The organism is Microbacterium sp. KHB019, from assembly GCF_037285405.1.
GTDB lineage: Bacteria > Actinomycetota > Actinomycetes > Actinomycetales > Microbacteriaceae > Microbacterium.
On sequence record NZ_JBBDHF010000002.1, the window covers coordinates 423194 to 437486 of the forward strand.

At 68.2% G+C, this 14293-nt stretch carries 12 protein-coding genes; 3 read left to right on the plus strand and 9 right to left on the minus strand.

Annotated features, from left to right (window positions below):
- Positions 1-50: 50 nt before the first annotated feature.
- Positions 51-1322, plus strand: coding sequence for a Na+/H+ antiporter NhaA (gene nhaA, locus KHB019_RS08445; protein WP_337458655.1), 1272 nt, complete (start codon positions 51-53; stop codon positions 1320-1322).
- Here the strand turns inward: nhaA and KHB019_RS08450 are convergent.
- From KHB019_RS08450 to KHB019_RS08485, 8 genes are all read right to left on the minus strand, one after another.
- Complete coding sequence (locus KHB019_RS08450; RefSeq protein WP_337458656.1) at positions 1310-1987, minus strand: hypothetical protein; 678 nt, start codon at positions 1985-1987, stop codon at positions 1310-1312. The genes nhaA and KHB019_RS08450 overlap by 13 nt on opposite strands.
- Before the next feature lie 84 nt (positions 1988-2071).
- Positions 2072-3568 (minus strand): SulP family inorganic anion transporter, encoded by a 1497-nt coding sequence (locus KHB019_RS08455; RefSeq protein WP_337458657.1) that lies wholly within the window; start codon positions 3566-3568, stop codon positions 2072-2074.
- A 70-nt stretch (positions 3569-3638) separates the two neighbouring features.
- A complete protein-coding gene (locus KHB019_RS08460) occupies positions 3639-5882 on the minus strand; it encodes a glycoside hydrolase family 3 N-terminal domain-containing protein (protein ID WP_337458658.1) in 2244 nt (747 codons plus the stop codon).
- The gene (locus tag KHB019_RS08465) at positions 5875-6951 is read right to left on the minus strand and encodes an ABC transporter permease (RefSeq protein ID WP_414684016.1); all 1077 of its coding nucleotides are present in this window, start codon (positions 6949-6951) and stop codon (positions 5875-5877) included. Before KHB019_RS08465 ends, KHB019_RS08460 begins: the two co-directional genes overlap by 8 nt.
- Positions 6952-6954: 3 nt before the next feature.
- The gene (locus KHB019_RS08470) at positions 6955-8046 is read right to left on the minus strand and encodes an ABC transporter permease (RefSeq protein ID WP_230101773.1); all 1092 of its coding nucleotides are present in this window, start codon (positions 8044-8046) and stop codon (positions 6955-6957) included.
- On the minus strand, positions 8043-8873 hold the full coding sequence (locus KHB019_RS08475; protein WP_337458659.1) for an ABC transporter ATP-binding protein: 831 nt from the start codon (positions 8871-8873) through the stop codon (positions 8043-8045). The genes KHB019_RS08470 and KHB019_RS08475 overlap by 4 nt, the downstream gene beginning before the upstream one ends.
- The gene (locus tag KHB019_RS08480; RefSeq protein WP_337458660.1) at positions 8870-9694 is read right to left on the minus strand and encodes an ABC transporter ATP-binding protein; all 825 of its coding nucleotides are present in this window, start codon (positions 9692-9694) and stop codon (positions 8870-8872) included. The genes KHB019_RS08475 and KHB019_RS08480 overlap by 4 nt, the downstream gene beginning before the upstream one ends.
- A gap of 59 nt (positions 9695-9753) precedes the next feature.
- Positions 9754-11424: an ABC transporter substrate-binding protein gene (locus KHB019_RS08485; RefSeq protein WP_230101776.1), complete on the minus strand. Its 1671-nt coding sequence runs from the start codon at positions 11422-11424 to the stop codon at positions 9754-9756.
- Between the two features lie 161 nt (positions 11425-11585).
- On the opposite strand from KHB019_RS08485, the gene KHB019_RS08490 reads away from it, so the two are divergent.
- Both KHB019_RS08490 and KHB019_RS08495 read left to right on the plus strand, forming a co-directional pair.
- The gene (locus KHB019_RS08490) at positions 11586-12236 is read left to right on the plus strand and encodes a TetR/AcrR family transcriptional regulator (RefSeq protein WP_230101777.1); all 651 of its coding nucleotides are present in this window, start codon (positions 11586-11588) and stop codon (positions 12234-12236) included.
- A 32-nt stretch (positions 12237-12268) separates the two neighbouring features.
- On the plus strand, positions 12269-13507 hold the full coding sequence (locus tag KHB019_RS08495; RefSeq protein ID WP_337458661.1) for an amidohydrolase: 1239 nt from the start codon (positions 12269-12271) through the stop codon (positions 13505-13507).
- Between the two features lie 22 nt (positions 13508-13529).
- Here KHB019_RS08495 and KHB019_RS08500 read toward each other — a convergent pair whose 3' ends face one another.
- Positions 13530-14231 (minus strand): GTP pyrophosphokinase, encoded by a 702-nt coding sequence (locus KHB019_RS08500; protein WP_230101779.1) that lies wholly within the window; start codon positions 14229-14231, stop codon positions 13530-13532.
- Positions 14232-14293: the final 62 nt, after the last annotated feature.

Below are 14293 nucleotides of genomic sequence, written 5' to 3' on the forward strand. Positions count from 1 at the left end.
GCGTCGGGAAGCCTGGTCGACATGTACTGCTGTCGACCCGAAAGGCGCCCATGTCGCGCATCCGCTCCTTGTTCCCCTCGTCCTCCGCCTCGGAGTCGATCCGCATCGGCGAGATCCTCCGCAAGGAGACCGTCGGCGGCATCCTGCTCGTCGCCTGCGCCGTCGTCGCGCTGGTCTGGGCGAACTCGCCATGGGCCGAGACGTACTTCGCGGTCCGTGACTTCGAAGTCGGATACGAGCCCTGGCACCTGCGCCTGAGCATCGGGGCCTGGGCGGCGGACGGTCTGCTGGCGATCTTCTTCTTCCTCGTCGGTCTCGAGCTCAAGCGCGAGTTCGTCAGCGGCGACCTGCGCCGTTTCAGCACGGCGGTCGTGCCGATCGTCGCCGCCGTCGGCGGCGTCGCCGTGCCCGCCCTGATCTACCTGGCCGTGACGGCCGGCTCCGCCGAGGCATCCCGCGGATGGGCGATCCCGACCGCGACCGACATCGCCTTCGCCGTCGCCGTGCTCGCCGTGATCGGCTCGCACCTGCCCAGCGCCCTGCGGATCTTCCTGCTCACCCTCGCCGTGGTCGACGACCTCATCGCGATCGGGATCATCGCGATCTTCTACACCGAGACGGTCGAGGTGGTGCCGCTCCTGCTCGCGCTCGGAGTGATCGCCGTCTACGGCACGATCGCGCAGCTGTACCGCCGCTTCTTCCGGCTGCGCCCCACCGCGGCCTGGTTCATCCTGCTTCCGATCGGGCTCGTCGCGTGGGCGCTGCTGCATGCCTCCGGCATCCACGCGACGATCGCCGGCGTGCTGCTCGGATTCACGGTGCCCGTGCTGCACCGCAGAGCCGACCGCGGCGAGGATGCCGGCCCCGGCCTCGCCGAGGAGTTCGAGCACCGGTTCCGTCCGCTGTCGGCCGGGTTCGCCGTGCCGGTGTTCGCGTTCTTCTCGGCCGGCGTCGCGGTCGGCGGCGCCGACGGGTTCGCCTCCGCGTTCTCCGACCCGATCGTCATCGGCATCATCGTCGCGCTCGTGGTCGGCAAGCCGCTCGGGATCACGGCCGCGACATGGATCATCACCCGCATTCGGCGGATCGACCTCGACCCGGCATTGCGCTGGATCGACATCGCCGGGGTCGGCATCCTCGCCGGGATCGGATTCACCGTGTCACTGCTCGTGGCCGAGCTCAGCTTCGCCGCAGGCAGCGCGGCCGCAGATCATGCCAAGGTCGCCGTGCTCACGGCGTCGGTGGTGGCCGCCGCCCTGGCATCCGTCCTGCTGGGGGTACGCAACCGGCGGTACCGGCGGCGCCGGGATCAGGACAGGTGACCGAGATCAGGATGATTCGGCGCGAAGGCTCCTGATCCGGGGGAACCTCCTGATCTCAGGCGACTGATCTCGACGACCGCCACGGCAACCCAGGCCGCACCGGCCTGCCCCTCGGTCGACACCCACGTCACCACGTCGCCGAGAGGTCCGTCGCCGAGCGCGAGTCCGAGCGGGACGCCGACGAGCAGCAGCGGCAGACTCGCCGTGAGCAGCACGCCCAGTGCGATCGGCGCGCGGCGTCCGCGCAGCAGAGCGAGCCCGACGAGGCTCGTCCCGAGGTAGATCAGGTGGGCCGCCACGGTCAGCGGGATGCCGGCGATCGCGGCGGTCTCAAGCAGAGCTCCCTGCGCATCCTCCGCTGCGATCGCGAGAATTTGCCCACCCGCCAACGCGCCGAGTCCGATCCAGATCATGACCAGGCCCCAGTTCAGGAGGCGTCCGCCCGCGAGTCGCTGCAGGCTCGGTCGCAGGCCGATGATCCCCAGCCCGAGCAGGGCGGCTGCGGAAAGGCCGAGCACATTCTGCGCCACGAAGTCCGGTTCTCCCGGCGCGGTGGTGCCCAGAAGCCCGGAGCCGATCACCGCGAACAGGGCCGCTCCCGACGCGGTCGCGACGATGCCGATCAGGCGGGCGCGGTCTCGGACCGATGTCGTCATGGTCTCCATACCCCCACAGTGCCCGGTCCGGAACGATCCGGCATCACCCGCAAGAGTCATCCTGAACGCTCGTCCGGGTGAGAGCCGGCGGCATCAGGCCGGCGGGAACCCGCCGCTGAGTCGTCCGTGGAAGCGGCCGCTCGCCTCGTTGAGGCCGATGAGTTCCACCGTCTTGCCGTGCCGGGCGTACTTGGTCTCGATGGCGTCGAGTGCGGCGACGGTCGACGCATCCCACACGTGCGAACGAGACAGGTCGATCACGACGCGGTCCGGGTCAGCGCTGTACTCGAACTGCGTCGTGAGGTCATTGCTGGAGGCGAAGAACAGCTCGCCGTCGACGGCGTAGTGCGCGGCATCCGTCGTCACGGTCCTCGTGACCGTCGCGAAGTGCGCGACGCGCCGGACGAACAGGACGGATGCCACGATCACCCCCACGACGACGCCGATCGCGAGGTTGTGCGTGACGACGACGGCGAGCACGGTCAGCACCATGACCGCGGTCTCGCTCTTCGGCATCCGCTTCAGCGTCGACGGGCGCACGCTGTGCCAGTCGAACGCGCCGATCGCGACCATGATCATCACGGCGACGAGCGCGGCCATCGGGATCGTCGCGACGAAATCGCCGAAGACGACCACGAGCAGGAACAGGAAGACACCGGCGAAGAACGTCGACAGGCGCGTGCGGGCGCCCGACTCCTTGACGTTGATCATGGTCTGGCCGATCACGGCGCATCCGCCCATGCCGCCGAAGATGCCCGACAGGATGTTGGCTGCGCCCTGCGCCCACGACTCCCGGGTCTTGCGGGAGTGGGTGTCGGTGATCTCATCGACGAGCTTGGCGGTGAGCAGCGTCTCCATGAGCCCGACGACCGCCATCGCGAGTGCGTACGGCGCGATGATCGTGAAGGTCTCCCAGGTCAGGGGCACGTCAGGGATGAACAGCTGCGGGAGGCTGCGCGGCAGCTCGCCCTGGTCGCCGACCGTCGGCACCTGGATGGCGAGAACGATCACCACGGCCGTCACGATGATCACCGAGACCAGCGGCGCCGGAATCACCTTCGTGATGCGCGGCATGACGATCATCACGATGATGCCGAGCGCGACGAGCGGGTACACCAGCCAGGGCACGCCCAGCAGATGCGGCACCTGCGAGCTGAACACGAAGATCGCCAAAGCGTTGACGAATCCCGTCATGACGCTGCGTGGGATGAACCGCATGAGCTTCGCGACGCCGAGCACGGCGAGCACGATCTGGAAGACTCCCGCCAGCAGGACAGTCGCGATGAAGTAGTCGATGCCGTAGGTCGGCGCGACCGGGGCGATCACGAGGGCGACCGCTCCGGTGGCCGCGGTGACCATGGCCGGGCGTCCGCCGAGGAACGCGATCGACACGGCCATGATGAACGACGAGAACAGCCCGACCTTCGGGTCGACGCCGGCGATCACCGAGAAAGCGATGGCCTCGGGGATGAGCGCGAGCCCCACGACGAGCCCGGCGAGCACCTCGCGGGTCAGGATGCGGGGGCTCTTCAGCGCCGTGAGGACGGAGGGGTTCGGCCGAAAACGGGCGCGATCGTCGAGGATGCTCATGCGGACTCCAGGGGGAACGCCCCGAGTGGGGCAGGTCAACTGTAGTCGCGGCGGGAGAGGGCCTCGACGCTCAGGCGACGGTGAAGCCGGCCTCGAGCAGCGCGTCCTCGCGCGAGGACGGACCGACGAGCAGGGCGAACTCTCCCGGCTCGACGACGCGGGTGCCTGCGGCATCCACGATCGTGCACTCGGCCACCGGCACCTCCACGCGCACGCGTGCGGACTCCCCCGGAGCCAGCGCGACCTGGCGGTAGGTCTTGAGCTCCTTGTCGGTCCAGCTGACGCTCGTCACCCGGTCGCGCACGTAGACCTGCACGGTCTCGACGGTCGGCCGCTCACCGGTGTTGGTGACGGTCACGTGCGCCGTGACCGTGTCGGATGCCGCGAGCGCAGCCTCTTCGATCACGAGGTCGTCGTAGGTGACCGTCGTGTACGAGCGCCCCTCGCCGAACGCCCAGGCCGGGGACTGCGTGAGGTCGGCGTAGCGGTCGCCGTGCTGTCCGCGAATCTGGTTGTAGTACGTCGGCTGCTGACCGGCGTGCCGGGCGAACGAGATCGGCAGGCGGCCGGTCGGTTCGATCGCCCCGGTGATCAGCTCGGCGATCGCGCGCCCACCCCGCATGCCCGGGTTCGCGACCCACAGCACGGCGGCGGCGCGCTGCACGGATGCCGGCAGCACCAGCGGTTTGGATGCCATGAGCACCACCACGACGGGCTTCCCCGTCTCGATCAGCGCGTCGAGCAGTTCGACCTGCCCGCCGATGAGTTCGAGCGTGGCCGTCGAGCGGCCCTCTCCATACAGACCCCGCGCATCGCCCACGACCGCGACGACGGCATCCGCCGACGCAGCCGCAGCGACCGCCTCGGCGATCTGCGCCTCGTCGGCCGGGATCGGGCTGACCACCGGCGGGCGCGGCTGACCATCGGGCCAGGTGGCGCCGGCGGGATCCGGCTCGAGGCTCAGGATGTCTGCGCCGCGCGCGTGCACGACCTCCCACGGGGCGATCTCACGCAACCCGTCGAGCACGGTCGCGATCATCTCGCGCGGCTGCCCGTCGAGCCATCCGGCTTGGCCTGAGCCGCCGGCCCAGTCGCCGAGCTGCTCCTGGTCGTCGTCCGCGAGCGGGCCCACGACGGCGATGCGCTTCGCCTGCGCCGGCGACAACGGCAGTAGTCCGTCGTTCTCCAGCAGCACGAGCGAGCGACGGGTGACCTCGAGGTTCAGCTCCGCGTGCTCCGCCGTGCCCACGACGGACGAGACGTCCTCGCGCGGCTGACGCGGGTCCTCGAACAGGCCGAGTTCGAACTTCAGCGTGAGGATCCGCTCGACGGCGGCATCGAAGGCGTCCTCCGCGAGCATGCCCCGGGCCACGGCATCCAGCGCGCCCTCGAAGAACGCGGGCGTCGTCATGATCATGTCGTTGCCGGCCTTCACGGCGGCGGCTGCGGCATGCGTGATGTCGGGCTGGATATGCTGCTCCCAGACCATCCGGCCGACGTTGTCCCAGTCGGTGATGAGCGTGCCGGTGTAGCCCCACTCACCGCGCAGCACGTCGCTGAGCAGCCACTCGTTGAGCGTGATCGGCACGCCGTCCGTGGTCTGGTAGCCGAGCATGAACGAGCGGCATCCCTCGCGCGCCACGCGCTCGAACGGCGGCAGGAACCAGGAGCGCAGCTTCCGGCGCGAGATGTCGGCCTCCGAGGCATCCCGACCGCCCTGCGTCTCGGAGTATCCGGCGAAGTGCTTGGCCGTCGCGAGGATCGCGCTCGGGTCATCGAGCCCTTCGCCCTGGTAGCCGCGCACCATGGCACTCGCGAGCTCGCCGATCAGGTGCGGATCCTCGCCGAAGGTCTCGTTGACGCGTCCCCAGCGCAGGTCGCGGGCGATGCACAGCACCGGCGAGAAGGTCCAGTGGATGCCGGTGGCAGCGACCTCGACGGCCGTCGCCCGCGCGACCTTCTCGACGAGGCCTGCGTCCCAGGACGCGGCCATGCCGAGCTGGGTCGGGTAGATCGTGGCGCCAGGCCAGAAGGAGTGACCGTGGATGCAGTCCTCGCCGACGATCAGCGGGATCTGCAGGCGAGTGCGCAGCGTCAGCTCGCGCGCGGCGACGATGCGCTCCGGCGAGGTGTGCAGGATCGAACCGACGTTCCGACGCAGCACGTGGTCGTCGAGGTCGTCCCGCGCGTCGAGCTGCAGCATCTGCCCGACCTTCTCCTCGAGCGTCATGCGCCCGAGGAGGTCGGCGACGCGTTCGGAGATGGTGAGAGCGGTGTCTCGATACGGGTAGGTGTCGACGAGGGATTCAGTCATTTCCAGGATTCTTGAGATCGGTGCTGGCGAGATCGGTGCGAACGGTGTCTTTGCGAACCGTGGTCACGGCGTCGTTGACGTCGAGACCCTTCTTCTTCATGGCGCGTGCTCGCTCGCCGGCGGAGCGCAGGCGCGGGTTGACGTACTCGTCGATGCCGAAGTTGATCAGCGACAGCGCGACGCCGATCGCGGCGATGCACAGCCCGGGAGGAAGGAACCACCACCACTGGTTGCGACCGAACGCGCCCTGCGCAGAGGCCCAGTTCAGGATCGTGCCCCAGTTGTAGGTGGTCACGGGGATCACGCCGATGTACGAGAGCGTCGTGAGGCCGAGGATCGCCGCCGTCACGGTTCCGACGAAGCTCGCGGCGATCAGCGCCATGAGGTTCGGCAGCATCTCGACGGTGATGATGCGGCTCAGCGGCTCGCCGTTCGCGCGGGCGGCCTGGATGAAGTCGCGGTTGCGCAGCGACATGGTCTGGGCCCTGAGCACACGAGCACCCCACGCCCACCCTGTGATGCCGAGCACGGCTGCGATCAGCACGAGCGGCGGCTCCTCGAACATCGAGGCGACGATGATGATCAGCGGCAGCCCGGGGATCACGAGGAACACGTTGGTCAGGGCCGAGAGCGCCTCGCTCTTCCAGCCGGAGAGATACCCGGCGATCACGCCGACCGTGATCGCGATCAGCGTGGCGATGACCGCCGCGAGGAAGCCGACGACGATGACGCCGCGGGTTCCGTGGATCACCTGGCTGAGCACGTCCTCGCCGATGTGGGTGGTGCCGAGCCAGTGCGCGGCGGACGGCGGCTGGAGGCGGGCCGAGTTGTCGACCTTCGTCGGGGAGTAGGGCGCGAGCACATCGGCGAAGATCGCGACGAGCACGAAGAAGCCGAGGATGGCGAGACCGGCGATCGACTTGCCGTTGCGGAACATCGCGAACGCAGAGACGAGCTTCGACCAGAAGCTCTGGTCGGGCCGGTGTCCCCCTGGTCCTGTCGTTCGCAGCAGCAGCGTCTCCGGCGTACCGGCGGCTTTCCGGCGCTGAGTGGCGTCTGTGGCGGTCATGGCTCAGGCCTCCGTCTGGCGCGTGCGCGGGTCGAGGAATGCGTAGGCGATGTCGGCGAGGATGTTCGCGACCAGCACCGACAGCGTGATGACGAGGAAGACACCCTGCATGAGCGCGTAGTCCTTGGCGTTCGTGGCATCCAGCAGCAGCTTGCCGACGCCGGGGTAGCTGAAGACCATCTCCATGACGATCGTTCCGCCGACGATGAAGCCGATCGACAGCGCGAAGCTCTGGATCTGCGGCAGCACGGCGTTGCGAGCCGCGTAGCCCCACAGCACCCGGCGGTTCGGCATGCCCTTGGCCTGAGCGACGGTGATGTAGTCCTCGTCCAGGACGGTCAGCATCATGTTTCGCATGCCCAGCATCCACCCGCCGAGCGAGGCGATCACGATCGTCAGGAGCGGGAGCGTGCCGTGATGGATCACCTGTCCGATGAACTCGAGGTTCCAGCCGGGCGCCATGCCGACGCCGTACGCCTTGCCGATCGGGAACCAGCGCAGGTTCACCGAGAACACGGCGATCGCGACGAGCCCGAGCCAGAAGTACGGGATCGTGCTGAGGAACGTCGTGATCGGGATGAAGGCGTCGAGCTTGCTGCCGCGGCGCCAGCCGATGAACGCACCGCCGATCGTGCCGATCGCGAAGGACACGATGGTCGCGAGCCCGACCAGGCCGATCGTCCACGGCAGTGCCTGGGAGATCACCTCGGTGACGGGGCGCAGCCCGTGCAGCAGGGAGACGCCGAGGTCGCCGCGCAGCAGCAGGCCCCAGTAGTCGAGATACTGCTGCCACAGGCTCTTGTCCGTGTCGAGGCCGAGCAGCGCGCGCAGCGCCTCGGCGGCCTCCGGTGAGACGTTGCGGTTGCGCGAGAGGTACTGCGAGACCGCATCGCCCTTCATCATGCGGGGCAGGAAGAAGTTGATGGTGAGCGCGGCCCAGAGCGTGAACAGGTAGAACGCGGCGCGTCCGCCGAGGAACCGCCACGGGATGCGGGAGTGACCGGCGACGACCTGGGTCGCGGTGGTGCCCGCCTCGACGGCATCCACGGCCGGGCGTGTCTCGGGCGTCGGCAGCTGGGGTTCGACGGCGGTCATCGGGCGCCTCCAAGGTCACCGGCGGAACCGGTCGTCGCGAAGAACCGCTCCGGATCGGGGGATGCTGCGCGCAACTCCTGCGTGTAGGGATCCTGCGGACGCAGGATCACGTCGTCCGCCGTGCCCTGCTCGACGATGCGGCCCTGGTTGAGGACGATGATCTCGTCGCTGAAGTGGCGGGCGGTGGCGAGGTCGTGCGTGATGTACAGCACACCGAGCCCCTCTTCGCGTTGCAGGTCGGCGAGCAGGTTGAGCACGCCCAGGCGGATGGACACGTCGAGCATCGAGACCGGCTCATCCGCGACGAGGATCTTCGGTCGGGATGCCAGGGCACGGGCGATCGCGATGCGCTGGCGCTGACCGCCGGAGAGCTCATGCGGGCGTCGATCGATGACGGCGTCCGGAATCAGACGCACCCGCTCGAGGAGCCGGCGGACCTCGGCCTCGGTCTCGTCCTTGGGGACGACCTTGTCCAGTCGCAGCGGACGCTCGAGGTGATAGCGGATCGAGTGGTACGGATTGAGCGAGGCGAACGGGTCCTGGAAGACCATCCGCAGCTGCTGGCGGTAGCTTCGGAGCCCCGCACCGCGGCGCGGGATGGGCTTGCCGTCGAGCAGAACCTCGCCGGTGGTCGGCGTCTCGAGCTGGGTGAGGATCTTGGCGATCGTGGACTTGCCGCTGCCGGACTGGCCGACCAGGCCGATCGTCTGGCCGGAGTCGATCGTGAAGCTGACGTCGTCGAGCGCGGTGAGCTGACCGGCGCCGCGGAGGTTGTAGACCTTGCTGACATGGCGGACTTCGAGGGTGCTGACTTCGAGGGTGCTCATCGCACCACCACCCCCTTCTCGCCGGTGAGGCGCGGGAACGACGACAGGAGCGTCTTCGTGTACACATCCTGCGGGTCGCGCCAGATCCCCTCTGCCGTCTGCAGTTCGACGATCTCGCCCTCGCGCATGATCGCGATGCGGTCGCTGATCTCGAGCAGCAGCGGCAGGTCGTGGGTGATGAAGATGACCGAGAAGCCGAACTCGCGGCGCAGCTGCGAGATCTGGCGGAGGATCTCGCGCTGCACGAGCACGTCGAGCGCGGTGGTCGGCTCGTCCATGACCATCAGCTGCGGTCGGAGGGCGAGCGCCATCGCGATCATGACGCGCTGGCGCATGCCGCCGGAGAGCTCGTGCGGGAAGGAACGGGCGCGCTGTGCGCCGACCTTGACGATCTCGAGCAGCTCGGCGACGGCATCCCGACGCTGCTTGCGATTCATGCCTGGGCGGTGCACCTCGAAGACGTCCTCGAGCTGCGATCCGATCGTGGCGACCGGGTTCAGGGCGTTCATCGCGCCCTGGAAGACCATGGAGACCTTGTCCCACCGGAAGCGCCGCATCGCCTCGACACCGAGGCTGTTCACATCGATGTCCTCTCCGTCGGCGTCGTGGAAGACGACGGATCCGCCGGTGATCACGGCCGGCGCCTTGAGCAGGCGCTGGATGCCGTAGGCGAGCGTCGTCTTGCCGCAGCCGGATTCTCCGGCGAGGCCGAGGATCTCGCCGCGCTGCAGCTCGAGCATGACGTTCTTCACCGCCGCGACGGGCGGGTCGACGTCGTACACGACCGAGAAGTCGCGGACGGACAGCAGGGGGTCTGTCATGGTTTCACTCCTCCATGATGGATGCCGGGACCTCGGCCCCGGCATCCATCCGTCGCGACTTACTTCGCTTCGAGGTTCGTCAGGACCTGGACGATGCCCGGCTGCGTCGGGTCGCCGGAGGCGTACTGGTCGTCCTCGCTCGGCCATCCGACGTAGTTGCGGGTGTTGAACTCACCCAGCAACGGGTGCGCACCGAGCGGGATCGCCGGCACGTTCTCGGCGAACGCCTTCTGCATGACCTCGGATGCGGCAGCGCGCTCGTCGTCGGAGGAGGCGTTGGCGTAGGTGTTCAGCGCCTCGGTGACAGCCGGGTCGTCGAAGCGGCCGAAGTTGTACTGGGCCTTGCCGTCCACGATCCACTTCGGGTCCATGGTCGAGGTGTACAGGCCGTACACGTTGCCGGTGTCCTCGAGCCAGTGGATGATCGCCTGGAAGGTGCCCTCCTGGCGCGCGGCATCCCAGCCGCCCCAGTCGGGCTGGTCGACCTTGACCTCGATGCCCAGTGCCTCGTCGAGCTCCTCGGCGATGAGGGCCTGCTCGGTGTTCCAGTCGCTCCATCCGGCGGGGACGGAGATCGAGAACGAGACGGCCTCGCCGTCGGGGTCGATGAGCTTGTCGCTCTCCCAGGTGTAGCCGGCGTCGGTCAGGATGTCCTTGGCCTTGTCCACGTCGACCGAGTAGTTGACGTCCTTGTACTCGGGGACGATCTCGTCCTCGAGGAGCGTGCCGAGGCCGGTGACGTTCCAGACCGCCTCGCTCGCGCCCTCGCGGGCGATATCCACGTACGCCTGGCGGTCGATCGTCCAGGCGAGCGCTTCGCGCAGGGCGGGATTGTTGAACGGCTTGGTCTGCATGTTCATGAACAGCGTGCCGGCACCGGCGGTCGGCGAGACGAGGAACTTGTTGTCCGGGTCGACGTCGAGGTAGCTCTCCTTGATCTGCGGGAGGAACGCCTGTGCCCAGTCGGCCTCGCCGGACGCGAGGGCCGTGGTCAGCGCGGCGTTGTCGCCGTAGGAGACGTAGTGCAGCTCTGGCACGGCGAGCTCGCCGCCCCAGTAGTCCTCGTTCGCCTTCAGGGTCACGGACTCGGTGGTCCAGTTGTCGAGCACGTACGGGCCGGTGCCGACGGCGAGGCCCTCGCCGGTCAGCGGGTCGGTGTTGGGGTCTTCGATGTTCTCCCAGATGTGCTTGGGGACGATCGGGGTGTGCAGCACGCGGGACTGGGCGGTGAACTTCGAGTCGGCGAACTTCAGGGTGATCTTGTCGCCGTCGACGGTGGAGCCCTCGTAGTGCAGGCCGGAGGAGTCGGCGAGCTTGCCGCTGAGGTACTGGTCGAAGGTGAAGACGATGTCTTCGCCGGTGAAGTCCTCGCCGTCGCTCCACTTCACACCGCTGCGCGGCACGACGGTGAGCTCGGTGTAGTCGTCGTTCCATTCGACCGATTCGGCCAGCCACGGGGTGGTGCTCAGGTCACCGGTCGGGTTGACGAGCGCGAGCGGCTCGAAGATCACCTTCGCGTAGCCGTACTTCGAGGCGGACGAGTCGCCGAGGTACGGGTTGTGCGACTCGGTGGTGATCGCTCCGTCGGGCTTGGCGATCGTCAGGGCCGCGGTGCCTGCGCCGCCGGAATCACCGTTGTCGGTGGTGCCGGATGTCGAGCAGCCGGCGAGGGCTCCGACGCTGAGGGCGGTGATCGCACCGACGGCGATCAGAGATCTGCTGAGCTTCATTGCTTCTCCTAGGACACGGGTCTTTGTGTGAGGGCTGGAGTGCCGGGATGTTGATTAGCTTACTCATGAGAAAGTAAACTGCAGTGAGATTACCGACAAGTAAGTAAGCTTTGCAAGCGACGGTTGCCAGACCGTTACACTCGCCAGAAAAGGGGGATGCTGTGGCCACTGATGCACAGAGCCAGACCCGCACGCGCCCCGCGACGAGGCGGAAGCGCACCGAGATCCTGAAAGCCGCCGTCGAGATCTTCGGCAACAAGGGCTCGGCGAACGGGACGCTCGCCGACGTGGCCGAGCAGGTGGGCATGACGCACGCCGGCATCCTGCACCATTTCGGGTCCAAGCAGAATCTGCTGCTCGAGATGCTCGCCTACCGCGACCAGGCCGACGTGCAGGACCTCGACGAGCAGCATATCCCCGGCGGACCTGAGCTTTTCCTGCACCTCGTGCGCACCGCGTTCGTCAATGCGCAGCGGCCGGGCATCGTGCAGGCCTACACCGTGCTGTCGGCGGAGTCCATCACCGACGACCACCCGGCGCGCGGGTTCTTCGAGGAGCGCTACACGACGCTGCGCCGCGAGATCACCGACGCCTTCGCGGAGCTGTGCGCGCAGCAGGGCGTGGCCGAACCCGCCACGGTGGCCGCGGCATCCGCCGCCATCCTGGCCGTCATGGACGGCCTGCAGCTGCAATGGCTGCTGCATCCGGGAGTCGTCGAACTCGGCGAGACCAGCGAGTTCGCGATCCGGGCCATCGTGAACTCGGTCCTGAACCCCGGCCCCGAGCTGTCGAGCTACTCGCGCAGCGCCTGAGGTCGTGGCCGCCGCAGGTCTAGAGTCGGGCCATGAGCATCGACCTCGAAGCGCTGTACACCGACCTGCACCAGCACCCCGAGCTGTCCTTCCAGGAGACGCGCACGGCCGGCATCGCGGCCGGACACCTCCGTGATCTCGGACTCGAGGTCGAGGAGGGCGTCGGCATCACGGGCGTCGTCGGCGTCTTCCGCAACCCTTCGACGGGCTCAGGGCGGCGCGCCGACGGCCCTGTCGTCTGGGCACGGGCCGACATGGACGCCCTCCCCGTCGAGGAGCTCACGGGACTCCCGTACGCGAGCACGGCGACCGGCATCGACCCGGCGGGCCACGCCGTCCCGATCATGCACGCGTGCGGCCACGACATGCACGTCACCGCGATGATCGGCGCCGTCGAGCGACTGGTCGCCGAACGGGATTCGTGGTCGGGGACGCTCGTCGTGCTGATCCAGCCCGCCGAGGAGTACGGCGCCGGCTCCCGCGCGATGCTGGATGCCGGACTGCTCGAGCGCTACCCGAAGCCCGACATCGTGCTCGGACAGCACGTCACTCCCCTGCCGGCCGGCATCATCGGCGTGCGTCCAGGCCCGCAGATGGCTGCGGCCGACGGCATCCGGGTCACGATGCACGGCCGCGGCGGGCACGGTTCGCGTCCGCACACGACGATCGATCCGGTGGTCATGGCCGCGGCCACCGTCATGCGTCTGCAGACGATCGCGTCGCGCGAGCTCGACCCGCAAGGGGTCGGCGTCGTCACGGTCGGATCGATCCATGCCGGCACGAAGAGCAACATCATCGCGGCCGATGCGACACTCGAACTCAGCCTGCGCTACCCCGACGACGAGACGCGCGAGAAGGTGATGGCCTCGGTCAAGCGCATCGTGCGGGCCGAGGCGACGGCATCCGGAGCCGAGGTCGAACCAGAGTTCCACACCGAGCACACGCTGCCCCCGACGATCAACGACGCGGATGCCACGGCCCGAGTCACGGCGGCGCTGACCCGCGTGCTCGGCGAGGGCACCGTCATCGACCCCGGCATGTTCACCGGCAGCGAGGACGTGTCGTGGTTCGCGCGGGATGCCGGCGCTCCCCTGGTGTTCTGGTTCTGGGGCGGGGTGGATGCGGCGACCTACGCGGCGGCGGAGGCCGCGGGCACGCTGGCCGCATCGATCCCCACCAACCACTCGGCGTACTTCGCCCCCGTTCCCCACCCCACGATCGAGGTCGGAGTGACGGCGATGGTGACCGCCGTGCGGGAGTTCATGGCCTGAGCGTTCTCAAGCGGCGAACCAACTAGACCTGCACGACGCGGGGCGGCGGCGGGGGCGGCAGCAACTGACGGCGCGGAACGCCGTGCGCCTCGCGGTGCAGTCGCTCCATGCGGGCGTCGAGCTCGGACGCGGCTTCGGCGGCGTCGGTCAGGCTGTCGACGAGGTGCGACGGGACCTGGTTGGCGAACTTGTAGTAGATCTTGTGCTCGAGGCTCGCCCAGAAATCCATCGCGATCGTACGGAACTGCACTTCGACGGGCACGAGCAGCGGACCGGTCGAGAGGAACACAGGAACCTCGATGATCGCGTGCAGGCTCTTGTAGCCGTTGGCCTTGGGCTCGGCGATGTAGTCCTTGACGGCGCGGACCGTGATGTCGTCCTGCTGGGTGAGCAGATCGAACAGCTGGTAGACGTCCGCGACGAAGCTGCAGGTCACCCGCACGCCGGCTATGTCGGTGATCTCGGTGCGGATGCGCTCGAAGTCCGGCTCCTCGATGCCTTTGCGTGCGATCTTCTCCACGATGCTGTCCGGAGTCTTCAGCCGGCTCTTGACGTGCTCGATCGGGTTGTAGGAGTGATCGTGCAGGAACTCGTCCCGCAGGATCGAGATCTTCGTCTCGACCTCGCGCATCCCGAACTCGTACTCGCGGAGGAAGCGCTGGAACTCGTCGCGGAGCTCACGGGTCTGGCGGATGGCGTCTTCGGTGACCTCGATGGTCGTCATGGCTTCGACGTTACGGGTTCGTGATCGGAACGGGCTGTGCGTTCGTCATGAGCGGACGGGAT